General features: G+C 60.4%; 22 protein-coding genes and 1 riboswitch. Of the genes, 14 read left to right on the top strand and 8 right to left on the bottom strand.

Annotated elements, in window-relative coordinates; genetic code table 11:
• Position 1: 1 nt before the first annotated feature.
• Positions 2-994: a sodium-dependent bicarbonate transport family permease gene (locus FKG95_RS24940; protein ID WP_142899169.1), complete on the bottom strand. Its 993-nt coding sequence runs from the start codon at positions 992-994 to the stop codon at positions 2-4.
• Positions 995-1658: 664 nt separating this feature from the next.
• On the opposite strand from FKG95_RS24940, the gene FKG95_RS24935 reads away from it, so the two are divergent.
• The 3 genes from FKG95_RS24935 (at position 1659) to FKG95_RS24925 (ending at position 5480) form a co-directional block, all read left to right on the top strand.
• Positions 1659-2750, top strand: a complete 1092-nt coding sequence (locus FKG95_RS24935) for a glycerol dehydrogenase (protein WP_142899168.1) — start codon at positions 1659-1661, stop codon at positions 2748-2750.
• Positions 2751-2982: 232 nt separating this feature from the next.
• Entirely contained in the window at positions 2983-3915 is a 933-nt protein-coding gene (locus FKG95_RS24930; protein ID WP_142899167.1) for an alpha/beta fold hydrolase, read from the top strand.
• 188 nt (positions 3916-4103) lie between these two features.
• Positions 4104-5480: an AAA family ATPase gene (locus tag FKG95_RS24925; RefSeq protein ID WP_142899166.1), complete on the top strand. Its 1377-nt coding sequence runs from the start codon at positions 4104-4106 to the stop codon at positions 5478-5480.
• Positions 5481-6024: 544 nt separating this feature from the next.
• On the opposite strand, the gene FKG95_RS24920 is transcribed toward FKG95_RS24925, so the two are convergent.
• Together FKG95_RS24920 and FKG95_RS24915 are read right to left on the bottom strand one after the other, a co-directional pair.
• Positions 6025-6720, bottom strand: a complete 696-nt coding sequence (locus tag FKG95_RS24920) for a TenA family protein (RefSeq protein ID WP_142899165.1) — start codon at positions 6718-6720, stop codon at positions 6025-6027.
• A gap of 198 nt (positions 6721-6918) precedes the next feature.
• Positions 6919-7905: an ABC transporter substrate-binding protein gene (locus FKG95_RS24915; protein ID WP_218940360.1), complete on the bottom strand. Its 987-nt coding sequence runs from the start codon at positions 7903-7905 to the stop codon at positions 6919-6921.
• Positions 7906-8033: 128 nt separating this feature from the next.
• Positions 8034-8172, bottom strand: a riboswitch (TPP riboswitch).
• 596 nt (positions 8173-8768) lie between these two features.
• Here FKG95_RS24915 and FKG95_RS24910 point away from each other — a divergent pair.
• A complete protein-coding gene (locus tag FKG95_RS24910) occupies positions 8769-9725 on the top strand; it encodes an acetyl-CoA carboxylase carboxyltransferase subunit alpha (protein ID WP_142899164.1) in 957 nt (318 codons plus the stop codon).
• Between the two features lie 85 nt (positions 9726-9810).
• Here the strand turns inward: FKG95_RS24910 and FKG95_RS24905 are convergent, their stop codons facing one another.
• Positions 9811-10905 (bottom strand): pentapeptide repeat-containing protein, encoded by a 1095-nt coding sequence (locus tag FKG95_RS24905; RefSeq protein ID WP_142899163.1) that lies wholly within the window; start codon positions 10903-10905, stop codon positions 9811-9813.
• Positions 10906-11436: 531 nt separating this feature from the next.
• On the opposite strand from FKG95_RS24905, the gene FKG95_RS24900 reads away from it, so the two are divergent.
• Genes FKG95_RS24900 through FKG95_RS24885 form a run of 4 tightly spaced genes read left to right on the top strand, consistent with a single transcriptional unit; the run spans position 11437 to position 14076 of the window.
• Positions 11437-12114 carry a PEP-CTERM sorting domain-containing protein gene (locus FKG95_RS24900; protein ID WP_179954272.1) on the top strand — a complete coding sequence of 226 codons (678 nt, stop codon included), beginning with the start codon at positions 11437-11439 and terminating at the stop codon, positions 12112-12114.
• Positions 12101-12763: a PEP-CTERM sorting domain-containing protein gene (locus FKG95_RS24895; protein WP_179954271.1), complete on the top strand. Its 663-nt coding sequence runs from the start codon at positions 12101-12103 to the stop codon at positions 12761-12763. The genes FKG95_RS24900 and FKG95_RS24895 overlap by 14 nt, the downstream gene beginning before the upstream one ends.
• Positions 12750-13424: a PEP-CTERM sorting domain-containing protein gene (locus FKG95_RS24890; RefSeq protein ID WP_142899160.1), complete on the top strand. Its 675-nt coding sequence runs from the start codon at positions 12750-12752 to the stop codon at positions 13422-13424. Before FKG95_RS24895 ends, FKG95_RS24890 begins: the two co-directional genes overlap by 14 nt.
• Entirely contained in the window at positions 13411-14076 is a 666-nt protein-coding gene (locus FKG95_RS24885) for a PEP-CTERM sorting domain-containing protein (protein ID WP_142899159.1), read from the top strand. The genes FKG95_RS24890 and FKG95_RS24885 overlap by 14 nt, the downstream gene beginning before the upstream one ends.
• Before the next feature lie 6 nt (positions 14077-14082).
• Here FKG95_RS24885 and FKG95_RS24880 read toward each other — a convergent pair whose 3' ends face one another.
• From FKG95_RS24880 to FKG95_RS24870, 3 genes are all read right to left on the bottom strand, one after another.
• Positions 14083-14583, bottom strand: coding sequence for a PAS domain-containing protein (locus FKG95_RS24880; RefSeq protein WP_142899158.1), 501 nt, complete (start codon positions 14581-14583; stop codon positions 14083-14085).
• Between the two features lie 200 nt (positions 14584-14783).
• Entirely contained in the window at positions 14784-15167 is a 384-nt protein-coding gene (locus FKG95_RS24875; protein ID WP_142899157.1) for a YybH family protein, read from the bottom strand.
• Positions 15168-15191: 24 nt separating this feature from the next.
• The gene (locus FKG95_RS24870; RefSeq protein WP_142899156.1) at positions 15192-15572 is read right to left on the bottom strand and encodes a YybH family protein; all 381 of its coding nucleotides are present in this window, start codon (positions 15570-15572) and stop codon (positions 15192-15194) included.
• A 121-nt stretch (positions 15573-15693) separates the two neighbouring features.
• Here FKG95_RS24870 and FKG95_RS24865 point away from each other — a divergent pair, with 121 nt between their 5' ends.
• Positions 15694-16587 carry a LysR family transcriptional regulator gene (locus FKG95_RS24865; RefSeq protein ID WP_142899155.1) on the top strand — a complete coding sequence of 298 codons (894 nt, stop codon included), beginning with the start codon at positions 15694-15696 and terminating at the stop codon, positions 16585-16587.
• An 18-nt stretch (positions 16588-16605) separates the two neighbouring features.
• Here FKG95_RS24865 and FKG95_RS24860 read toward each other — a convergent pair whose 3' ends face one another.
• Positions 16606-17658, bottom strand: a complete 1053-nt coding sequence (locus FKG95_RS24860) for a pentapeptide repeat-containing protein (protein WP_142899154.1) — start codon at positions 17656-17658, stop codon at positions 16606-16608.
• A gap of 548 nt (positions 17659-18206) precedes the next feature.
• Here FKG95_RS24860 and FKG95_RS24855 point away from each other — a divergent pair.
• The 5 genes from FKG95_RS24855 to acdA all read left to right on the top strand — a co-directional run bounded on the left by FKG95_RS24855 (position 18207) and on the right by acdA (position 23305).
• Positions 18207-19202 carry a Bug family tripartite tricarboxylate transporter substrate binding protein gene (locus FKG95_RS24855; protein ID WP_142899153.1) on the top strand — a complete coding sequence of 332 codons (996 nt, stop codon included), beginning with the start codon at positions 18207-18209 and terminating at the stop codon, positions 19200-19202.
• Between the two features lie 27 nt (positions 19203-19229).
• The gene (locus FKG95_RS24850) at positions 19230-19718 is read left to right on the top strand and encodes a tripartite tricarboxylate transporter TctB family protein (protein ID WP_142899152.1); all 489 of its coding nucleotides are present in this window, start codon (positions 19230-19232) and stop codon (positions 19716-19718) included.
• 9 nt (positions 19719-19727) lie between these two features.
• On the top strand, positions 19728-21221 hold the full coding sequence (locus tag FKG95_RS24845) for a tripartite tricarboxylate transporter permease (protein ID WP_142899151.1): 1494 nt from the start codon (positions 19728-19730) through the stop codon (positions 21219-21221).
• Positions 21222-21278: 57 nt separating this feature from the next.
• The gene (locus FKG95_RS24840) at positions 21279-21980 is read left to right on the top strand and encodes a GntR family transcriptional regulator (protein ID WP_142899150.1); all 702 of its coding nucleotides are present in this window, start codon (positions 21279-21281) and stop codon (positions 21978-21980) included.
• Between the two features lie 110 nt (positions 21981-22090).
• Entirely contained in the window at positions 22091-23305 is a 1215-nt protein-coding gene (gene acdA / locus FKG95_RS24835) for a 3-sulfinopropanoyl-CoA desulfinase (RefSeq protein ID WP_142899149.1), read from the top strand.
• Positions 23306-23333 lie beyond the last annotated feature (28 nt).

Below are 23333 nucleotides of genomic sequence, written 5' to 3'. Positions count from 1 at the left end.
ATCAGCCTCCGGTCGTAGCCTGCGCCATGGCAAGGTAAAGCGGGATCCCCAGTATCAGATTGAAGGGGAAAGTCACGCCCAGTGATAACGTGAGATATATGGAAGGGTTCGCCTCCGGCAATGCCACGCGCATGGCAGCCGGAACGGCGATATAGCTGGCCGAGGCCGAAAGAACCATCATCAGCAGCATTCCGCCGGTCGAGAGGCCCAGCAGCAGAGCGGCGGACAGACCCGCGACACTGCCCAGCACCGGCATGGTGATGCCGAAGACGATCGCGCCGATGCCGATCGCGCCATGGCCAGACCTCATGCCGCGTCCCGCAAGCAGCCCCATGTCCAGGAGGAAGAGGCAGAGAACGCCCTTGAAGGGGGCCACGATAAAGCTTTCGATGTCCTCCAGGCCCTTGGGGCCGGTGATCCAGCCGATCAGGAATGCCCCGATCAGCAAAACGATCGAGCTATTGAGCAGGACTTCGCGCCAGAGCTCCGAGTCCATGCGCCCTTTGCTGCCGCCCTCCTTACTACCGCCACTTGACGCGAGCCAGAGCGCCGAGAGGATCGCCGGCGCTTCCATGGCCGCCGCAACCGCCACCATATAGCCTTCGGCAATGATTCCCTGGCTTTCCAGCACGGATGTGGCCGCGACGAAGGTAACGATCGAGATCGATCCGTAGTGTCCCGCGACCGCGGCGGCGTTCAGACGGTCCAGTTTCGTGAGCACGCGCAGCAGCAGGAAGGCGAGAACGGGCAGCGCCGCCGAGAGCATCATACCGGCGATCAGCGACTGAACGAGGGATGCATCGATCCCGTGTTCGGCGACGCTGACGCCTCCCTTGAAGCCGATGGCGAAGAGAAGATAGACGGAGAGAGTCTTGGCGGCGGCTTCCGGTATGGAGAGGTCGGATCGCGCCAGCGCAGCCGCGAGGCCGAGCGCGAAGGAGAGGACCATCGGAGAGACCAGATTCTCCGCGGCGAGGGAAAACACCTCGGTCATTTTCAGTTTCCCAGTCGTCTGCGGTCGGTTTCAGCTCAAGTTCCAAGGATCGGTATCATTCCGCCAGATCACCAGACCGCCAGACCGTGACACCGCCAAAGTTCCTGCACCCGCTTCCGGGGGCTGGGGGGCTCTTCAGGACAGGTTTGGTTTCTCGCGGCCGGATGCCGCCGCGGGAGGAGCAGACGCGATACATTACCCAGGAGTTCAATCGGTTTCGCCGATCCCCGGCAACTGCCCGGGCGACGGCACCTAGCATTTGGCATAATCCCGCCCGGCGTCAAGAACTTCTGCACTCGAAGGTTCATAGCGCGGCAGCTTCAGTCCGGCGGGCCGTAATCGGTCGGGTGCGGCACGGCGGCGCCCCGGATCAGCGCAGGTCGGAGTTGTTTGACGCGTTCTAAGGTTTGAGCACGAGAGCCGTTGTGTACCGCGCACAGACTTGGAGCCGACCCCAAGTAACCTTTATCCTCGTTGAGGACGCCCAACCAAAGATCTGCCGCAAAGCGGAACGGGCGAGGCGATGCTGGAGCGCCCGCTTCACTTGATTTACCGCAAGGAGATGCCTGTGCATAAGCGATATCAAAGATGTACCGGGACGCTGAACATCGGGGACGCAGCACATCCGGTACGCAACAGCTGACAATTGGGAGACAAGTCGAACATGATCACCACGTCGATTTTTCCAGGGCGATACGTCCAGGGCGCCAACGCTCTCGGCGTGCTGGGCGAAGAAGTAAAGCGATTGGGATCCAAGCCGCTCGTTCTGGTCGATCCCTTCGTCCAGGCGAACCTGAACGACGAGGTCTCGGCCGGTTTGAAAGGGGTGCCGGACGCCGTCATCGATGTCTTCGGCGGCGAGTGCAGTGATCCCGAAATTGCGCGGATCAAGGCTGTGGCGGAGTCGGCCGGGGCGAACGTGATTGTGGGTGTTGGCGGTGGCAAGACCCTGGATACCGCCAAGGCGGTGGCCCATGAGGCGGTCCTGCCGATCGTCATTGTCCCGACCATAGCCTCGACCGATGCGCCCTGCAGTGCGCTCTCGGTCATCTACACAGAGGCTGGCGCGTTCGCCAGATATCTCGTCCTGCCGCAGAACCCGAACGTGGTCATTGTCGACTCGACGATCATCGTAAAGGCCCCGCCGCGTTTCCTGATCGCCGGCATGGGCGATGCGCTCGCAACCTGGCTGGAAGCGGAATCCTGCCGGATTCGCATGGCCGCGAATATGACGGGCCGCCCGGGGACCATGACCGCCAATGCCCTGGCCCGTTTGTGCTTCGACACCCTGCTGGAGTACGGCCCTCTGGCGCTGACGGCCTGTGAGGCGAAAGCCGTGACTCCGGCGTTGGAGCATGTGATTGAGGCGAACACACTGCTCAGCGGCCTGGGTTTCGAGAGCGGCGGTCTGGCCGCCTGTCACGCCATCCACAACGGCCTGACGGCGTTGGAAGAAACCCACAGCTACTGGCATGGGGAGAAAGTGGCCATTGGCGTTCTCGCCTCTCTGTTCCTGACCGATAAGCCAAGAGACATGATCGATCAGGTTTACGGCTTCTGCGAGGCGATCGGCCTGCCGACGACTCTCGCCGACATCGGCCTGGAAAGTGCCGATGACGAGCAACTGATGATTGCCGCGACAGCGGCCTGTGCCTCCGGCGAGACCATCCACAACGAACCGACCGAGGTTTCGCCCCAGATTGTTCTCTGGGCCTTGAAAGCCGCCAACGCGGAAGGGCTGCGCCGTAAGGGTTAGGCGTGGTCATTTCTTTTGGGGTGAGTACGCCGAACAGGTTCGCAGGGTCGTGTGTGTGTCTGCTGTCATCGCCGATAACGTGCGAGCGGAGACCTGACTCTGACAGCGGCTAGGCGTTGGAATAGCGCTTGCTTCGCTCTGCCGCAGGCGCCTTGAGCCTGCGTCAGGCCGCCTGGTTCGATTGCACTCCTGACCCGAAATTCAGGGCCTTACTATCCATCCAGACTGTGATATGTGGGATGAAGTAACGAACATCCTGGCGGCTATGGGTACCCTTTTAAATTCCATCGGTGATTTTTTCCTGGAAAAAGCGATTGCGGCAGAGTCCAGGCGCGCTGGTCTGGTGAGAGACTCCCTTCAACTTTCCTTTGGCGATGTCGAATTCCTCCGCAGCGCGAACAGCGCGTCCGGCGCTTTATCGGAAGCCCTCGTCCTGCTGCATGGCGCGGCTGCAGACAAAACATCCTGGCTTCGTTTTGCGCAGCACCTCAAAAGCGGCCTTCCTCTGATCATTCCGGATCTACCGGGACATGGCAAAAGCGTCTCGGATATTGGGCTGGACTATGGCATCCAGTATCAGGCGGCGCGGCTCAAAGAGTTTTTGGCTGCACTCGGGATCAAGCGGGCACATCTGATCGGCAATTCCATGGGCGGCGCCATTGCAATCCAGCTCGCCGCAACATCACCCGCTCTTGTCGCATCCCTGGTGCTGATCGACACCGCCGGGGCAGACGTAACCCCGAGCTGGTTACGACAGCATGTGGAAAAGACCGGCATCAATCCAATGCTTGAGGTGCGCGATGCTTCAGACTATCGGGCGATGATGCGCATTGGTATGGAGGCTCCACCCTATATCCCCGGCATTATGGTCTCTGCCTTGGCCAGAGAGTTTGTCAAACGCACCGCCATCAACCGCAAGATTGCCGAAGATATCGCGCAGGATTTGGATCAAACGGCGCATCTTCCAAAAATCACCACACCAACTCTCATACTCTGGGGCGCGATGGATAAAATTTTCCACGTCGACAACGCCGAATTTTTACATCGAGAGATCACCAACAGCCGAAAGATCGTCATGGAGAAAGTCGGTCACGTCCCCATGGTCGAAGCCCCGAAAGAGGTTGCCCTGGTGTGCAGCGAATTCTTTCGTGATGTGGTGGAGTGACCTCTGATCGCTCCGTGGCTGCGCCGGGTGGGATAGTTCAATCTGACACTCATTACATAGGCGGCAAGCAAGTGTAAATGGGTCAGCGCAACCTGCCACCGGTTGTTTGTGTATTTGACGATACGAGTCGTGTATTGTGCTCAGTGTAAATACATCGATGCCCGGCGAATGAAGTAAGAGGATAAAAATTGCAAATTAAAATTTCAGACTTCCGGTGTTTTCATGAGCAGCAGGTTGTCGAGGTTCGCCCAATTAACCTGCTTGTGGGTGAAAACAGCGCTGGCAAAACATCCTTTTTGGCGGCGACCCGATTTATATTTGACCTCTTTGATCGAAAATCAAAAGCATCTTTCAATAAAGAGCCTTTCCACTTGGGGGCCTACGAAAATATTGCGCACTACAGAGGTGGGAGATTCGGTAGAGCAGATTCGTTTTCTTTTGAAGTTGAAGATGTTTTAGTGGCTAGTAGGAGTAGAGGTGTTGAGGCGGACTTGTTTGGCAAGGAGGATGGAGAAAACAGGAAGATTCCATTTAAGCTATTTATTGAATTTTCAGATAAAAAATCTCAACCGCACTTGCGAGAAGTGTCTTTTAGCGCTGGGTCTTACGGATTTGAATTGCGGTCAGAGGAGCGAACAAATTTTAGGGTGAATTTGCCTTCAGCTAAAATTGTCGACTTTGAGCCTGAGTTTCCAATTTTGTCGTCAGATTATGGGAACCTAGATTTGTCTATAATAGAGTTTTTTCTTAGAAATATTTTGTATGACGAGATTGAGAGCTTGAGCGATGAAGACGTGATGTCTTCGCAAGGGCATGCAAGAGCGCTTCGATCCGAGATGTCAGTTCTTGGTCGTATGTATAGAAGTGCTCTTAGATTGTTGCCGTCGGGGGTTTATTCCTCTGCTCCTGTTCGTTCTAGGCCCGAAAGAACTTATAATCCTTCGGATATCTCTCAAACGCCAGATGGCGGCCACATGCCTTTCGTGCTTGCTCAGCTAAACTATTTTGATGCTGACAAATGGCTGCGAATAAGAAAAAGCCTTATCGAGTTTGGGCGTGCTTCAGGTTTGTTTCAAGATGTCGTTGTCAAGAAAGTTGGTGCTTCCACAGGTGGGCCATTTCAAATCATCGTAAAAATGGAGAAACGTGCGTCCAATCTCGTAGATGTGGGCTACGGTGTTAGCCAAGCGTTGCCCATTCTGACCGATATACTGAGAGCAAATCGAAAAACGTTATTTTTGTTTCAGCAACCTGAAGTCCATTTACATCCTAAAGCACAGGCAGAATTAGGTAGCTTCTTCTCACACATGGCTAAGTCGAGAAGGCACAGTATTTTTATTGAAACTCATAGTGATCATTTGCTGGACAGAATAAGAATGGAAGTGAGGGAGGGTGTTGTATTGTCACCGAAAGACGTTGGAATTCTGTATTTTGAACGAATTGGCCACGATGTAATTATTCATGAAATATCGATCGATAGTAGTGGAAATTTGGTGAATGCCCCAAAAGGATATAGACAGTTTTTTCTTGACGAGGAAATGCGATCTTTGGGCTTGGAAATTTAAATATGTGTCTGATTATTGATGCGAATGTAGCAGATGAGTGCATCAGGCCTTCCGAAGCAGCGAAGCCGATAATCGAGGCGCTACAAAGAGACACAATAAGATGTGTTTCTGGACATGATCATAAGAAGGAAATGTTAAGGTGCAAATTTAGAGGTTTATACATTCAACTCTTGAAATCTGGAAGATTAAGAGAAGTGAATGATGATTTGGTGGAAAACAAAAAAAATACACTTCCCGATGGCGTAAAATCTGATGACCAACATATACTTGCGCTTGCGTTGGTGTCAGGCGCTAGAGTGCTTTTTTCGAGAGACACTAATCTTCACGATGATTTTCGAAATCCAAGAATTGTAAATAACCCTAGAGGACATATTTACCAGCGCCCAGAGCATCGCAGATTGTTGAAGTGCCCGAACTGCAAATACTGCAAATGAGGGCTGCATAATTCGAGAAACGTTATGGGGGCGTTCCGGAGACTGGGAGGGACCTTTGAAGCAGCAAAACCCGATCTGGTCCGCCACCGGCTAGTGGGTCCCAAGCTTACTCAACTTCCAAAAGCATCCTCAAAAAACGCCGCTTCCAGCTCCGTCACCTTCCGGAAGAGCGCGACCAGAGCCTCCTGCCGCTCTGCATCCAATCCCTCGCAGGCCCGGTCGGTCTCTTCCCGTAGCCACTCCACGAAGCCGATGAACTCGGCCGTCGCATGCAGTTCGATCCATTCCCGGTATTGTGGCTGGGGCGGCTGGGCGTCGGCGACCGGCTCGGCCCAGGCCTGGTAGACCCATTCGGAGCAGAGCAGGACGGTCATGGCTTCGGGGTATTGGCCTGATCCAGCGTGGCCGCTGGCGCCGCCGACGATGGCCTCCGAGATGGCTTGCGTAACAGGTGAGGGCGGGGTGTTGCGCCAGGTGGCCTCATCCACACCCAGGCGCGCGAAGGACTTCAGGAAGAAATCGTTTTCGGCGTTGGTCAGGACCGAGAGGAAACCGGCCAGAGGGCGGCGGGTGGCCATGTCGGGGGCCAGCGCGACCGCGAAGCCGACCGCCTGCGCCAGACAGTCCACGTAGTGATAGTCCTGGATCAGATAGCGGATGAAAACTTCGTCCGGCAGGGTCCCGTCCGCGAGCTGCCGGGTGAAGCGGTGGGTGGTGGCCTGGGTCCAGAAGGGTTCTGATTCGTCGCGGAGGCGGTCGGTAAAGCGGGTGGTGGTTAATTCATTCTCGTTGTTTGACGAGCTCATAGGTTCTCACTCTTGAATGGAGTTTCGGTGCCGGCCCGCTCCCCCTCCCAACCACCCACAGGATAATCGCATTGGGTGGTTGGGAGGGGGAGCGGGCTGGTGCCGGTTTCGGCGTCAGTCGAAACCTAATCAAACCACGCCAAGTGGCCGGGAGGGGGTGCGGGCCGGCACCGAACTAGGCGTCAGCCAAAACTGGGCCTACCTCTCCAACTCGACCGCGTAGCTCTCCACGGGGACCAGCTTGCCGATCATCTTGTGCTCCTGCAGGAACGCGGCGAAAGCCTCGTAACGGCCCTTGTCCAGGGCGGCGGGGCGCAATGCAAAACGCGGCAGCGTGTCGCGCCAGGCGCGGCGGTTCAGCTCGTCGTCCAGTTCCTTGCGGTAGCTGATGAAGTCGTTCCAGGCTTCGTCCGGGTGGTTGATCATGAAGGTCACGGCCCGCTCCATGGCGCGCAGGACTTTCGGGAAGCGCGGGTCGTCGAGCTTGGCGTTGTTGGCGACCATGATCAGTTCGTCGTAGGTGGCGACACCCTCCTCCTCGACGTAGAAGGCCCGGCCCTTGTGGCCTTCGATGTCCATCTGGTTGAGCTCGAAGTTGCGGTAGGCGCCGATCACCGCGTCAACCTGGCCGGAGAGGATCGCCGGGCTGAGCGAGAAGTTCACGTTGATCAGTTCGATGTCGTCGGTGGTCAGGCCGTGGCGCGCCAGCATGGCGGTCATCATCACGTCCTCGAAACCGCCGACGGAAAAGCCTACCTTCTTGCCCTTCAGGTCCGCGATGGATTTGATCGGGCCGTCGTCCAGCACCAGCAGGGTGTTCAGCGGTGTGGCGACCAGGGTGCCGATGCGCGTCAGGGGCAGGCCGGCCTCGATCTGCAGATGCAGCTGCGGCTGGTAGGAAATGGCCAGATCCCCCCGGCCGGCGGCGACCAGCTTGGGCGGATCGTTGGGATCGGCGGGCTCGATCAGCTCGACCTCCAGGCCTTCCTCGGCGAAGTAACCACGCTGCTGCGCCACCACCAGCGGCCCGTGGTCCGGGTTCAGGAACCAGTCCAGCAGGATCGTGGTCTTCTCGGCGGCCTGGGCCGGGGTGATGGAAAGGCTTGAGACCATCGCCAGCGCCAGGGCGGCGAGGGTCGGGCGGAAAGCGCGCAAGAGCGGCTTGGATGAAAAACGGAACAACATGGCGGACCTCCTTAATCCGTTATGCGCCTCGCGTGCGAGACTCAGACGATCAGTGCTTTTCCATTCGAAAAGTCACCAGGAGATCCGGGAGTGAGTAGCGGAGGGTCTTTGCGGAGTGTTCTCTCGTGGTGAGAACCGGTTTCCTTCCCTGCGCCGGCATTACCCGGATCAGGTTCGAAGGGTCACTGGGGGCGTTGCCGCCTGCCCAGTATCTCAGCCCGTCAATATCAACCCGCAGGCTGATAAAAGGCCCCCCTAGGAACGGCTCCGATCATCAGCCGCCCGCGGCCTTGCGTCAAGCTTGGGTTTTTGTGCCGGTCCTTGTTAGGTTGGTCTAGATGCGGTTCCGGCCCGCACCCCCACCCGGCCACCCACATGATCATTCCGATGGGTGGCCGGGTGGGGGTGCGGGCCGGTGCCGGTTTCGACATATGTCGAAACCTAACCAAACCACACATGTGGCCGGGTGGGGGTGAGGGCCGGTGCCGGTTTCGACACGCGTCGAAACCTGGTCAAACCAAGCGGCCTGGCCGGGTGGGGGCGAGGGCCGGATGCAGGTTCCACGCAAGGCCATCACTCTCCCGGAGACGGGGGAGGAATTTTCAGGATCCATTTTTTCGCGAATTGTTACAGAATCTTTGCCGCGATTGCTTTTACGCTGGCGCCGGCCTGTGTTAGACAGGCCCGCACTGTGTGTTTCTTCTGTCGAAGCCTTCGTCTTAACCCGGTGACATCAGCGGTGAGAGCCGCGCGTTGGGTGCGCGTGGAGAGGGCTGGGCAGGAGACTGTTGGGGTAAATGGGTTGAGGAGCCTGCGCCGGGCTTTGAGGAGCAAACGCGCGCCGGATCGTCGGGAATTAGGTCATGCATAACTTTTTGGATTTCGAAAAGCCGATCGCCGAACTCGAGGGCAAGATCGAGGAGCTGCGGCATATCTCCGACAGCGGCGACATGAATATCGCCGAGGAAGTCACCAAGCTGCAGGAAAAGTCGGACCGGCTGCTGCGGCAGAGCTACGCCCGCCTGAGCGCCTGGCAGAAGAGCCAGGTGGCCCGCCATCCCGACCGCCCGCACTTCAACGACTACGTCGAACAGCTGATCGAGGACTTTACCCCGCTGGCGGGTGACCGGGCTTTTGCCGAGGATCACGCCATCGTCGGCGGGATCGGCCGTTTCCGGGGCCATTCGGTCATGGTGATCGGCCAGGAAAAGGGCTCCGACACCAACGCCCGGGTCAAGCACAACTTCGGCATGGCCCGGCCCGAGGGTTACCGCAAGGCCCAGCGCCTGATGGAGATGGCGGACCGTTTCGGCCTGCCGCTGGTCACCCTGGTCGATACCGCGGGGGCCTACCCCGGCATCGGCGCCGAGGAGCGCGGCCAGTCCCAGGCCATCGCGCGCAGCATCGAGGTCTGTCTCGGCCTGAAGGTGCCGGTGATCTCCGTGATCATCGGCGAGGGCGGCTCCGGCGGCGCAATCGCTCTGGCCTCGGCCAACGCGGTCATCATGCTGGAGCACTCGATCTATTCGGTGATCTCGCCCGAGGGCTGCGCCTCTATCCTCTGGCGCAGCGGCGATCAGGCCAAGGAGGCCGCGGAGGCCCTGAAGCTTACGGCGCAGGATCTCAAGCTGCTGGGCGTGATCGATCAGATCGTAAGCGAACCGCTCGGCGGCGCCCACCGGGGCGTCGAGAAAACCATCACCGCCGTGGGCAACGCCATCGAGGCGGAGCTGGAGCGGATGCGCGGCAAGGACGGCACGGTTCTGAAACAGCAGCGCCGCGACAAGTTCCTCGGCATGGGCCAAAAGGGCCTCTCCTGACCCCGGCCTCGCGCGCTCTGCAGTGTTTTTCCGAGAGCCGCCATTTCCTTTAAAGCCGCGCGCTTGAACGCCGCCCGGCTGTCCCTCAGCCCGTGCGCCTGAGCTGCTGCGCGCCGGCGCGCTCGCTGCGGCTGCTGGGGAAAATCGTGGCCAGCCCGGTTTCCGGCAGTTCGCCGACGTCGCAGCCCTCCAGGTTCGCGCCGGTGAGCACGGCGCTGCTGAGGTCCGCGCCGCGCAGGTCGCTGCCGCTCAGATCGGCGCCGCGCAGGTTCGCGTGCTGAAAGCTGCAGGCGGCCAGCACCATGTTGGAAAAGCGCACGCCGCTGAGATTCGCGTAATCGAAGGACACCGTGGCCAGGTTATGGCCGGCCAGGTCGTGGCCCGAGAGGTTCTGCTCGTCGAAGCAGGCGCGGGTGCCCTCCCGGCCGTCGGACGCCACCCAGGTCTCGTGCCATTGAATAATGGCGTCCAGGTCCCGCCGGCTGGTGGGAGTCATCTGGGCCGCCGCGGCCAGAACCAGCGCACTGTCCCCCAGAGTGACGTTCTCGAAGGAGGCCGCGCGGAAATCCGCGTTCTGTACCAGGGCCTGCGAGACATCCAGGTTGCGGATCTGCGCACCGTGAAAGCGCGACCCGGTCAGATCCGCGCCCTTTAGGTTCACGTCATCGATCCGGGCGCTGGAGAAATTGACGTTGCGCAACGAGGCATCCTCGAAATCGGCCCCGATCAGGTCCGCTTCCCGGAACGAGGTTTCGATTTCCCGGTAGACCGCCGTGCCGTTGCGCTCCTGGCCGTGGATCAGCGTGCCCTTGCGAATGTCCGCCCGGGTCAGGCGCGTGCCGTGCAGGGTGGCATTGTCGAAGATCGCCGCCTGCAGGTTCGCGATCTCGAAATTCGTCCTGGTCAGATCGCTGTTCTCGAAGCTCGAGCCGAACAGCACGGTGCGGCTGAAGTCGGCATTGCGCAGGCTGGCGCTGGAGAAGTCGCAGGCGATGAAGTGGGCGCCCGCGAAACAGGCCGAGGAGAGGTCCAGGTGTGCCAGATCGCACTTTTTCAGGATCACCCGCCGCGCGGCCTTGCGGCCCCGGGCGAAGCCGCGCTGCACCACCATCAGCTTTTCCAGGGCTTCCGTGGTGATCCGGCGGTCGACGATGATGATGTTGTTGCTCTCTTTGAGCATGCCGTCTCCACGGAGGTTGCCGATCCACCCTTATCAACCCGTCCTGCCGGCTTTTGGCGCGGGCCGGCGGCGATCAAGGCGCAGATAGGGGCGTACGCTGCCTGGAAGAGGCAGCTCCAACCCGGAAGTATCAGCCCTAAGTGTTTGTAAAACGTTGAGTATGCCTACAATTGTAGAGGCTTTTCGGGCTGCGGCGCAGACCTGCGCGCTTTGTTTGAGGCCAGAGCCCCGTTTCAGGCTGTCCGGAGGGGCACCTCCACCCTTGGATCAGCCTCTTTCGCCCGGACACTGTTCCATATTGGACAAAATTGCGCAGATTTGGGACAAACTGCGCCCGCCCCCTTCACTTCCCCGGGTCACTCTGATGTGATCCCTCGCGCAATCTAAGGCTCGCGGGAGCTTCGGCGCTTTTTCAGTTCCCGGCGGGCTTTGATCCAATCTAACCTTGATCCAATTTAACCATGATAAATGCCCAGCACGGAAATCTTGTCGCAAGAGAGACCGGAAAGCTGCGGCGGCGAGGGGAACTCAATGAAGGGATTTAAATCATACGCAGCGGGCCTGGTTCTGGCCCTTGGGATGAGCGGGCTAACCCTGGGTGGCAGCCAGGCGGCGCCCATAACGGTAACCAGCTTGAACGACTTCAACAGCGCCATCGGCGCCGCGCCGGTGACCACTGAGACCTTTGGCAATCGCATCACGGGCGGGGTCGAAATCACCTTCGACAGCGGCGTGGCCTCAACAGCGGCAGGCGGGCTTTCGGGGGTGGTTGGGTCTGATAACGCAGTTTTTAACGGTCTCTTTCGTGGGGCCCTGGACGGCGATGGCAGCTCCGCGCCCTTGACCCTGACCTGGACCTTTCCCGTCCCGGTGATCGGTTTCATCGCGGATTTTGGGTCTAACAGCCTCATCGACGTAACCATACCCGGTTCGGGTGAGATCTTCGATATCTTCACAGTGATAGGGGCCGCGAATGGTTCATTCGGTCTGATCGATAGCCAGACGCCCTTTACCCAGATCCAGTTCAGCATTCAGAATAGCTCTTTTATTGAGATTTTCTCTGTCGACAATTTGCGCTTCGCAGCGGCACCCTCTGTGGTGACAGTTCCGGAGCCGGGCACGCTGGCGCTCTTCGGTCTCGGTCTGGCGGGTTTCGCCCTGGCGCGGCGGAATGGCAGGGTGCGGGGGCAGCAGAATGCGGCGTCTTAAATCATACGCAGCGGGCTTGGTTCTGGCCTTGGGGATGACCGGCCCGACCCTGGGTGGCGCCCAGGCGGCGCCCATGCCCGTGACTAGCCTGAATGACTTCAACAGTGCCGTCGGCGCCGCGCCGGTAACCACTGAAACCTTCAGTAATAACATCCCAGGCGCGGTCGAAATCACCTTCGACAGCGGCGTGGTCTCAACGGCGGCAGGCGGGTTTGGTGATAACGGAGTTTCTAACGGTCTCTTCAGAGGGGGCTTGGACCCCAATGGCATCTTCGCGCCCCGGACCCTGACCTGGACCTTTCCCGTCCCGGTCATTGGTTTCATCGCGGATTTTGGGCGTACCAGCGCCCTCGAGGTGACCATACTTGGTTCTGGTGAGGTCTTCGATATCTTCACAGAGATAGGGGCCGGGAGTGGCGCATTTGGTCTGATCGACAGCCTGACGCCCTTCAGGCGGATCCAGTTCAGTGTTCAGAATAGTAATGGTGGTGACAGCTTCGACATCGACAATTTGCGCTTCGCAGCGGCGCCCTCCATCGCGGCGGTTCCGGAGCCGGGCACGCTGGCGCTCTTCGGTCTCGGTCTGGCGGGTTTCGCCCTCGCGCGGCGGCACGGCAAGACACGGGGGCAGCAGAATGCGGCATCTTAAATCACTGACGGCTGGCCTTTTGCTGGCTCTCTGCGGCTTCGCCCTGTCGGTCGGAAGCGCCCAGGCAGCGCCCATAACGGTGACCAGCCTGAATGACTTCAATGGCGCCATCGGCGCCGCGCCGGTAACCACTGAAACCTTCAATAATAACATCGCAGGCGCGGTCGAAATAACCTTCGACAGCGGCGTGGTCTCAACGGCGGCAGGCGGGAACTTGGGGACTGTTGTGTTAGATAACGCAGTTCTTAACGGTCTCTTTCGTGGGAGCCTGGACGGCTCTGGCGGCGGTGCGCCCTTGACCCTGACCTGGACCTTTCCCGTCCCGGCAATTGGTTTCATCGCGGATTTTGGGTCTACCAGCCTCATCGACGTGACCATCCCCGGGTCGGATGTCTTCTTCGATATCAACACAGTGATGGGGGCCGCGAGTGGTGCATTCGGTCTGATCAACAGCCAGACGCCCTTTACCCAGATCCAGTTCAGCATTCAGGGCACTGGTTTGGGCAGGTTCTCAATCGATAACCTGCGCTTCGCAGCGGCGCCCTCTATGGCGGCAGTTCCGGAGCCGGGCACGCTGGCGCTCTTCGGTCTCGGTCTGGCGGGTTTCGCCCTGGCGCGGCGGCACGGCAAGACACGGGGGCAGCAGAATGCGGCGTCTTAAATCACTGACGGCGGGCCTCGTCCTGGCCCTCTGCGGCTTCGCCCTGTCGGTCGGCAGCGCCCAGGCTGCGCCCATTACCTTCACTAACATTTCTGATTTCGTGACCGCCGCTGGCCCGGCACCGATTACGAACGAGGGATTTGACACTGAAATCGCAGACGGCACTTCAATCACTTTCGGCAACGGCGTGGTTTCAACCTTGGCCGGTGGGCAGCCGAGTTCGAGTCAAAACACTGTTCGCAGTGGTTTCTTTCAAGCCGACTTAAGCAGTAATGCCAGCACTGGGGCCTTGAACCTGATCTGGACCCTTCCCGAGCCTGTGACGGGAGTCGGCCTGGGGTTCGCTTTTCTGGGCCCGCTTCAATTGACCATCCCCGAATTAGGCCTGGTCGTTGATGTCATAGACACACTGGGGGATACCGCCGGGTTCTTGGGGGTGATCGACAGCACCGCGGCTTTTTCGCAGATCCAATTCAGCGTTCCCCCAGGTAACACTCAGAGCTTAATGGCCGTGGACAACCTGCTGTTGGTTGCGGCGCCCGCCATGGCGGCGGTTCCGGAGCCGGGCACGCTGACGCTCTTCGGTCTGGGTCTGGCGGGTTTCGCCCTGGCGCGGCGGCATGGCAGGGCAAGAGGGCATCGGGCGGGATAGCCGCGCCTATCGCAATGTCCGGCGCGAGGAGCTCACGTTGAGCCCCGCGATCAGATCCAGACTGGTGCCGTCCTTTGAAAACGGCAGGCACAGCCCTTCCACATCGAGAAAGGGCTTGTCCCGCGCCGCGCTCATGGGCCAGTAGGCGTAGGCGGGCCGCTGGCTGTCCCGGCAGGCGTCAAAGATCAGGCGGTTGCGGTCCCTGATCGCCGGGTCGAGTTCCGAGATCTTCCGGCCGGTCAGCTCGCCGTAGGTCTCAACCAGCTTGCTGCCGAAAAACCGGATGCGATAGTCGTCGTTGAGCACATCCATGAGCGCCAGGTAGCGCCAGAAGCGGGTCGCGTTCTCGGGCAGGAAGTCACGGCGCAGCGGATAAGGCCGCCCGCCCTTGAGGCTGTGCCAATGACTGAGGGCATCGCTGACCAATGGCGAGATGAACTGCGCTTCTTCGGGTGGAACCGGCCCAAAGACTCGCTTGTCCAGGGCATACTCGGGAAGGGTCAGCATAGGCACCAGTATCGTCAGCAGCCGGGGACCAGCGGCGTTTACTTTTTCAGCGTCGGGTCAACATCATATATACACCTATTAATGCAAACAAAGCTCTAACAAGGGTGGTGGTTCCCACACACCCTAGGTATTTCTGTGGCGGTCGCGCTAGGAAAAGTTCGATGAAACCGGGCTCGAGGTCTTAACGCCCAAGAGATTCGCTACCCTGTCGGCAGACCGGTTGGGCAGTCGATAAAGTATCCCCAGCCGCCGTTTTCCAGCTTCCTGGCGACCTCCGTCGAGCGGCCTGCTGTGAGCATCCCGCCCTCCGCATCCAGAAGCTGCCATTCGGCCTGCAGGAGCGCGATGTTCCCGTTGATCACTTCCGACGTAACCTTTGAGATCAGGGTTGGGCGCAGGGCAACGAATTCCGCGAAAACCTCGCGTGCGCCGGTCTGCCCGTACTTCGGCGTTTCGTTCGGCGGAAAGAAGATCTGACACGCCGGGTGGAAGAGCGACACAATCCCCTCCAGGTCTCCGTCTTTCAGGCAGGCGGCGACGCAGGTGGCGATGTCCCGGGGACGTTCGGCGGTTTTAGCGGTCATGGCGGGCTCCTCTCGGAAACAAGATCAGGCGTTGTTGTCCATATCGAGGAGCATTTTCCAGGACCCGTCGGGATGACGGCGGTAGATGAGCCCGAGGCGCCCGGACCCGCCACCGATCTCGCCGGTTTTTTTGTTGGTGGTTTGCGCTTCGAAATGCCCGATCAGGACAGCGAAATCACCGTAAACCGCCAGATGTTCGGTCTCGAAACCGGACTTGAAGCGCAGGGCGGCAATCCGTGGCGCGTACTTGTCGCGGATCGCGTCGAGGCCGATGGTGGTGGGCGTGTTCTCGTTGGCGACCACGACCTCCGGATCGCAGGTGTCGAGCATGCCTTGCAGGTTGCCGCTGTCCAGGCTGGTCAGCCACTGGTTCAATGCGGCGTTGATGGCGTCTTTGTCGTTCATGGCAGGGGCCTTTCATTTGCTGGTCAACTTGGTTCGTGTTTTGGCTTCCCTTCCTATCTACGCTCTTCTATCGTTATATAAACCCGATATAAATTGAACAAATTGATCGAAAAATAGAACAATGAAGCGAAACCAGCTGAATGACGTGAGCGTCTTTGTGGAGGTTGCGCGCAGCGGCGGCTTCCGCGCGGCGGCGGGCCGCCTGCAGATCGGACCCGGCTCGGTCAGCGAGGCGATCAAGCGCTTCGAAGATCACCTCGGTGCGCGCCTTTTCGAGCGGACCTCGCGTCAGGTGGCGTTGACCCCGGCTGGGGCAAAGCTCTACGAGCTGAGCCTGCCCGCGGTGACAGAATTGGAGAAGGCGCTGCGCGAAATCCACAGAGACGACGCAGTGCCTTCGGGCACCCTGCGCCTGAGCGCGCCGCGCAGCTGCGGTGCATTTTTCCTGGATCGGATGATCACGCGTTTTGCCAAAGCCTATCCCCGGGTGGACGTCGCGCTGATCTACGACGACCGGAAGGTCGATCTGGTTGGTGGCGGCATCGACGCTGCGATCCGCTCCACCGCGTTGCTGGAGCAAGACACCCACGCGGTGCCCATCGGCCCGACGCTGGAGATGTCGATCATCGCCGCGCCTGAATACCTGGCGCGCGCAGGCCGTCCGGAAACACCGGCCGATATCACGGATCACGACGGTATCTGCTATGCCTTCGGCGATGAGACTCGCCTGGCTCCCTGGAGCTTCAATGGACCCGAGGGGGCCTACGGTGTGATGCCGAAACCCCGTTTCGTGGTGAACGACGTAACAACGCTACTGAGCTTCTCGGAGGCGGGTCTCGGCCTGGGCTACGTCTACACGAAGGCAGCGGAACCCTTGATTGCGGCAGGTCGCGTGGTCGCCTTGCTCGAGGGCCAAACCACGCCCCAGCACCGCTATACCATCAACTATCTCAGCAAACGCCACATGCCGGCCCGGCTGCGGGCCTTCATCGATCTGGCGAAAGCTACGCGCTAGTCCCGACCGGTCCCGATCTCAGTCGTTTCTCTCAATAACTGTGCTTAACCCGGTGCCCGGCAGCGCTCCAGTGATGCAGCTCTCCAGCTTTGCATTGGTGATCACGGCATGGCTGAAATCCGCTCCGCGCAGATCGCTGCCCGTCAGATCCGCGCCGCGCAGATTTGCATACTGGAAACTGCAGGCCGCCAGGACCATTCGGGAGAAATTTGCCCCGCTGAGGTTTGCGTAGTTAAAGCAGATCGTCGCGAGGTTCCGTCCGGCCAGGTCGTGGCCGGAGAGATTTTGTTCGGCAAAGGAGGCCCGCTTTCCATCTTTGCCGCCCGATGCCACCCAACGTTCGTGGTCGGCGATGATGGTCTCCAGACTTTCTTTCTCCATCGGTGCAGCCGGGGCGGCGGCCAGCAGCGACAGGCTCTCGCCCAGTTCGACTCCCTCCAGGGAGGCAGAGCGGAAGTCGGCGTCCTGGATCAGCGCCTGGGATGCGTCGACATTTTTCAGTTCGGCTCCGTGAAAACTCGACCCTCTCAGGTCGGCTCCCTTCAGCTTGACGTTATCGAGCTTTGCGCCGTCGAAGTTCGCGTTCCGCAGGAAGGCGTTTGTGAAGTTGGTGCCGCGCAGCTCGGCCTCACGGAACGAGGTTTCGATCTCCTGATAGCTCGCCGTGCCTTCCTTCTCGCTGCCGTGGATCAGCGTGCCTTTGCGAATGTCGGCCCGATCGAGACGCGTATCTTCCATGGTGGCTTCATCGAAGGTGGCCGCCTGGAGATTGGCGCTCTCGAAGTTTGTGCGGGTCAGGTTGGCGCGCTCGAAGTTGGATCCGAACAGCATTGTTCTGCTGAAGTCGGCATCGGTCAGGTTGGCGTTCGCGAAGCTACAGGCGATGAAGTGGGCGCCGGCAAAACAGGAGGACGAGAAATCCAGGTTCGAGAGATCGCATTCCTTCAGGATCACCCGCCCGGCATTCCTGTCGCCGCGCGCAAAGCGTCCTTGAACGACCCTCAACCTGGCCAATACTTCCGCGGTGATGCGGCGGTGACTGATCTCGATGTTGTTGCTCGCGCCGAGCATACTGTCTCCGCTCCGGCCTAATGTTCAGTTCCATGGTTCTGAGCAGGCCAGTCTCTTCTCATGATTACCGTGCGATACAGTCATGACGGGCGGACCAATCAAGTGGGATGTCGTGCCGGGCGTTTCTTCCGGGTCGCCGCCGCTTTTTCATGATCCCGCCTTTTCATGACTCCGGGGCTTGCTGCCATCCGGCTCGTCTCCTTCCAGGACTATCGGCAAAATTTCTATACAAAGCCTTGAGATTATTTTGGGTTGTGCTTTAGGTGAAGCTATTTCAATTAGGTGAAGTGCCGTTTTTGCTTGGTTTTGTTTATGTGAGTGTGGTGTTTTCAGGCCCGATTACACTTTTTTTCTTGGACCGCTTTGCGCGCCCGGACTCGGTGCGTTCCTGTCAAGCGCCGCCTTTCGCCCTATCAAACTCCGGTTACCACAGGCTGTAGGAGATGCACTCCCGGTATTGTGGCTTTCATTTTTGTGCGTATACTAGTATTCTTGTAAAAAGAACGGTGCCAAAGGTGCCGAAAAATAAATGAGAGGGAGGTCTCATCATGAAATTCAAAACGCTTCTTGGCGGCGCTTTCGCCGTTGCGCTCCTGTCGACATCCGCGCAGGCCGAGGGTTGGCCGGAAAAACCGATCACCCTGATCGTGCCCTGGGGCGCGGGCGGCGCGACGGATCAGGTCACCCGGGTCGCGGCGGGTGCCCTCGAGGGGCCGCTTGGCCAGAAGGTCGTGGTGGTCAATCAGCCCGGCGCGTCCGGTTCCATCGGCTCAAAAGCCGCGCTGGATGCAGAGAAAGACGGCTACACCTGGACCGCGGGCGCGGCCAAGGACCTGGGAACCTACGCGGTCACCGGAAAACTCGATACCTCGATCAAGGACTGGCACCTTTTCCTGAATTCGGCGCTGGTCAACGTGATCAGTGTGAATCCGGATTCCGACATCAAGGACATGGCGGGCTTCCTCGCTGCTTTGAAGGCGGGCAACGGCACCGCTGTCGGTACGTCGGGTGTGAACTCAGCCGGTCATTCGGCGATGGAAGCGCTCATAACGGCCTCGGGCGGCGGCTACAAGCACGTCACCTACGACGGCGGTGCGAAGGCGGTGCTTTCCACCGTCTCCGGCGAGACCCAGGCCACCAGCCAGCTCATCACCGAACAGATCGAGATGCTGAAAGCCGGGCGGCTGCGTCCTCTGGCGGTCCTGGCCGATGCACCTATTGAGGTTCCCGGTCTCGGCACCATTCCCGCCATCACCGACGTCCTGCCGGACTTCAAACCCACGCCGATCTACTTCGGGATCTTCGTGCCCAAGGGCGTGCCCGACGAAGTGGTCGCCAAGCTGGAGTCGGTCTGGATGAAGGACATCGCCAAGTCCGACGCACTGATGGAGTACACCACCAACAAAGGCTCCGTCATGACGGTCCACGCCGGCGACGACGCGCAGGACCGGGTCTGGGCCTCCATCCAATCCAACGCCTGGTTGCTGCATGACGGCGGCAAGTCGGTGAAGAGCCCCGACGAACTCGGCATTCCGCGCCCCTGACGCGCGATCTGAAGAGACCGTTAGGCCATGGCGAATCAACGGGCCGATAGAGTCACCGGCATCTTTTTCTTTCTGCTGGGGGTCGCCGTCCTCGGCGGCTCCCTGGCGATGCCGGACTTTCAGGAGCAGGGGGCCTCGGTCTATGAGGCCCCCGGTCTTACTCCTGCACTCCTGGGGTTTGCGCTGGCGGTCTCGGGTCTCCTGCTGGCGTTCCGCCGGTCCAGAACGGCGCATGAAGAGTCTCTTCCGGATCTGCGGATGCCGGAGTCCCGGAAACGGGTTCTGCTGGCGGTGGTGCTGACGCTGATCTACGCCCTGGGCCTTTTGGGCCGCGTTCCCTTCATCGCGGCGACTGCCATCTTCGTTTTCAGCTTTACGCTCAGCTTCGAACACCTGATCGACAAAGACCGCGCCAAGCTGCCCAGGCGCGCCGCCATTGCCGCCCTCCTGGCGGCGGCCGTGAGCGTCGCTATCTCTTTTCTGTTCCAGGATCTCTTCCTGGTTCAACTCCCGTAAGCCGCACAGATGGGGCCGCTCGATCTCATTGGAAATGCGCTGGTGAATGCCGCCGCACCCCTGCAGCTTTTCACCATGCTCTGGGCGACGCTGCTGGGGATCCTGATCGGCATGCTGCCGGGCCTGACCGCGACCATGGGTCTCGCGCTGCTGACGACCCTGACCTTCCACATGGACAGTCACACGGCCATCGTTTCGCTGCTCTGCATGTATGTGGGCGCGATCTTCGGCGGCAGCCGCAGCGCGATCCTTTTGAACATGCCCGGCACGCCCGCAAGCGCCGCCACAACCCTCGATGGTTTCCCGCTGGCGCAATCGGGCCGCGCCCGCGAAGCCTTGGGGCTCGCGACCATCGGCTCCTGTTTCGGCACCCTGGTCGGCGTGGCGCTCCTGGCCTTGGGCGCGCCTTTGCTCGCCGACTACGCCCTCAGGTTCGGCGCTTTCGAATTCTTCTGGCTGGCGGTGTTCGGCATCGTCATCTCAGGCCGCCTCACAGCGATGGAGGATCCGCTCAAGGGCTGGATTGCGGGTCTGCTGGGCCTGATCATTGCCATGATCGGGCAGGAAAGCGTCTTCGCCTACGCGCGTTTTTCCTATGGGATCACGGACCTGACCGGCGGGATCAATCTGATCCCGGCCATGGTCGGGGCCTTCGGTTTCGCCGAGATCCTGACCTCCATTGCCGGACGCGAGGGACCGGTCGTGGCCAAGGCTTCGGGCCGCCTGCTGCCGTCCTTCTCCAAGCTCAGAAAACACTGGCTGACCATCCCGCGTTCCGGGGCCGCGGGAACTCTGATCGGCGTGATCCCGGGGGTGGGCGAGGACATCGGCGCCTGGGTTTCCTATGCGCTGGCCAAGCGCTTCAGCCGGGAGAAGGACCGCTACGGCAAGGGGTCGGAGGAAGGTCTGATCTCGGCGGAGACCGGCAACTCCGCGGCGGTGCCCGGCGCGATCATTCCGGTGCTGACCCTCGCGGTTCCCGGCTCCGCGCCCGCCGCCGTTCTTCTGGCCGCCATGGTGATCCACGGGGTCCGCCCGGGGCCGCTGATCATGATCGAAAACCCAAGCTTCGTTTATGACGTGGCGGCGACCCTGATCTATGCGGCCTTCGCCATCACGTTTCTGGGTCTGCTGTTGAGCGGCAGCCTGCTTCAGGTTCTGCGCATTCCCCGCGAGCGGCTGATGCCGGTGATCTTCGTGCTCTGCACCGTGGGCTCCTTCGCCATCGCCAATCGGCTCTTCGATGTGCTGGTGATGGTCTGTTTCGGTATCGCCGGATTCCTGCTCAGGCAGATGAAATTTCCCATGGCGCCGATCGTACTGGGTCTGGTTCTGGGCAGCTTGCTGGACAAGAACCTGCGGCGGGGGCTCATTCTCTCCGATGGTTCGCTGGAACCCTTCCTGACGCGCCCGATCAGCGCGGTGCTGATGGGGGTGACGCTTCTGTCCGTCGCGCTGGTGCTCATCCCCTTCGGGCGGCGGAAAAAGACTGGACCCTCCTGAGACGAGAGGCGAAAAAAGCCCGTCCCGTTCAATCAAGACCAAGTCTGAGAGAAACCCATGCCGAGGCCCCGCAAAGATCAGAGCGACCAACCCGACTTCAGCCGGGATTTCGATCACCTGGAGCTGGACCGCACCAAGCCCATTGGGCCACAGGTCTACGAGGCCGTGCGTCTCGCGATTATCCTCTCCAAGCTGCCGTCCGGCGCGCGCCTGAACGAACCCGAGCTCGCCGGCTATCTGGGCGTCAGCCGCACACCGGTGCGCGAGGCCTATCTGCGTCTGGTGGGGGACGGGCTGATTCAGAGCCGCCCGCAGGTCGGATCGATCGTCGCGCCCCGGGATGAAAACCGGGTCATCGAGGGCATCATCGTCCGCCGCGCGCTGGAGTGCGAAGTGGTGCAGATTCTGGCGCAGAAGCAGCCCTCGCTCGACAGCCTCAATCCCTTGCTGGCGCTACAGGAAAGCGCTGTCCTCATGGGCGATCCCGTGGCCTTCTTCCGGGCCGATGAGGCCTTTCATGCCGAGCTCGCCCGCCTCGCCGCTATCCCCACCGCCTGGCGGCTCGCCCATTCCGCCAAGGCCCACACGGACCGGGCCCGCATGCAGCTGATGAGCGGCATCGAGAACCGGATCGGACTGGCTCTGGAGGAGCATCGAAAGCTGCTGCGCTTCATTCAGGCCGGCGATGCGGCGGCGGCGCGCGAGACCGTCTCCAATCACATCAACTCCGTCTTCGATGCGGTGGGGAAGCAAAGCTGATCGTGAAATTCTATCAAGCGGCCTCGCCAAGTCGAGACCTCAGCCGCTAGACTGCCACAGTCGTGAACCGGCGCGGACTGATGCCGGAGGAATTCTTGAAGGAGGCTGCCATGCCGGAAATCTTGTCCGGGGATCAAGTGGAACTGCGGGCCAGGGCGCGCGCGTTGGCGCAGGATGTCATCGCGCCCCGCGCCGCAGCCATTGACCGTGAGGAGAGCTACCCCTGGGACAACGTCCGCGCGCTGAACGAAGCGGGGTTTTTCGGCATGACCATCCCGAAGACCCACGGCGGACCCGGTTTGAGTTACCTGGACGCCGCGCTGGTGATCGAGGAGATGGCCAAGGTCTGCGGCGTCACCGGGCGCATCGCGGTCGAGGCCAACATGGGGGCCATCGGGGCCATCATGGCCTATGGCAGCGAGGCTCAAAAAACACTGGCCGCCGAGATCGTGCTCAGCGGCGACAAGCCCGCCATCTGCATCACCGAGCCGGCGGCGGGCAGCGCGGCCACCGAGATGACCACGCGCGCGGACCGCAAGGGTGACTATTACATCATCAATGGCGGCAAGCACTGGATTACCGGCGGCGGTGTCTCGCGGCTGCATCTGGTTTTTGCCCGCGTTTTCGACGGCGGGGCCGAGCAGGGGATCGGTGGCTTTATCGTCGTGCGTCAGGGCGCGCCCGACCTGGAACCGGATCAGCCGGAAACCGGCCTCATCATCGGCCGCCGGGAACCCACCATGGGGTTGCGCGGTATTCCCGAGACCGAGGTGCTGTTCAAGGATCTGGCAGTGCATAAAGATATGCTCCTGATGCCGCCGCAGGGCTTGCGCCGGGGCTTCGGTGCACTCATGACCGCCTACAATGCCCAGCGGGTCGGGGCGGGCACGGTCGCCCTCGGACTGGCGGCGGGTGCTTACGAGCAGGCGCTGGGCTACAGCAAAGCCCGCGAGCAGTTCGGCCGTCCGATCTGCGAATTTCAGGGTTTGCAGTGGATGCTGGCGGATATGTCGATCCAGATCGACGCCGCCCGCGCGCTTCTGCACAAGGCCGCCGCCAGTGAAGGCTTCCCGGATGTTTTGGAGGCCGCGCAGGCCAAGGTCTTCGCCTCCGAGATGGCCATAAAGGTCACCAGCGATGCCCTGCAGCTCTTTGGCGCGGCGGGCTATTCGCGCAACAATCCCATGGAGCGCATGCTCCGCGACGCGCGCATGTTCACCATCGGCGGCGGCACCGCCCAGATCCTGCGCACGGTCATCGCCTCCAACATTCTGGAACGTAAGCTGCCGCAAAGCCGCGACGGCTATCTGAACCTGCCGAAGTAGCTTCACCGCCTCTTTTGTCTTTTTGGAG

This window comes from Denitrobaculum tricleocarpae (genome assembly GCF_007004665.1).
GTDB lineage: Bacteria > Pseudomonadota > Alphaproteobacteria > Kiloniellales > Kiloniellaceae > Denitrobaculum > Denitrobaculum tricleocarpae.
This window is presented reverse-complemented; position numbering and strand designations above follow the sequence as displayed.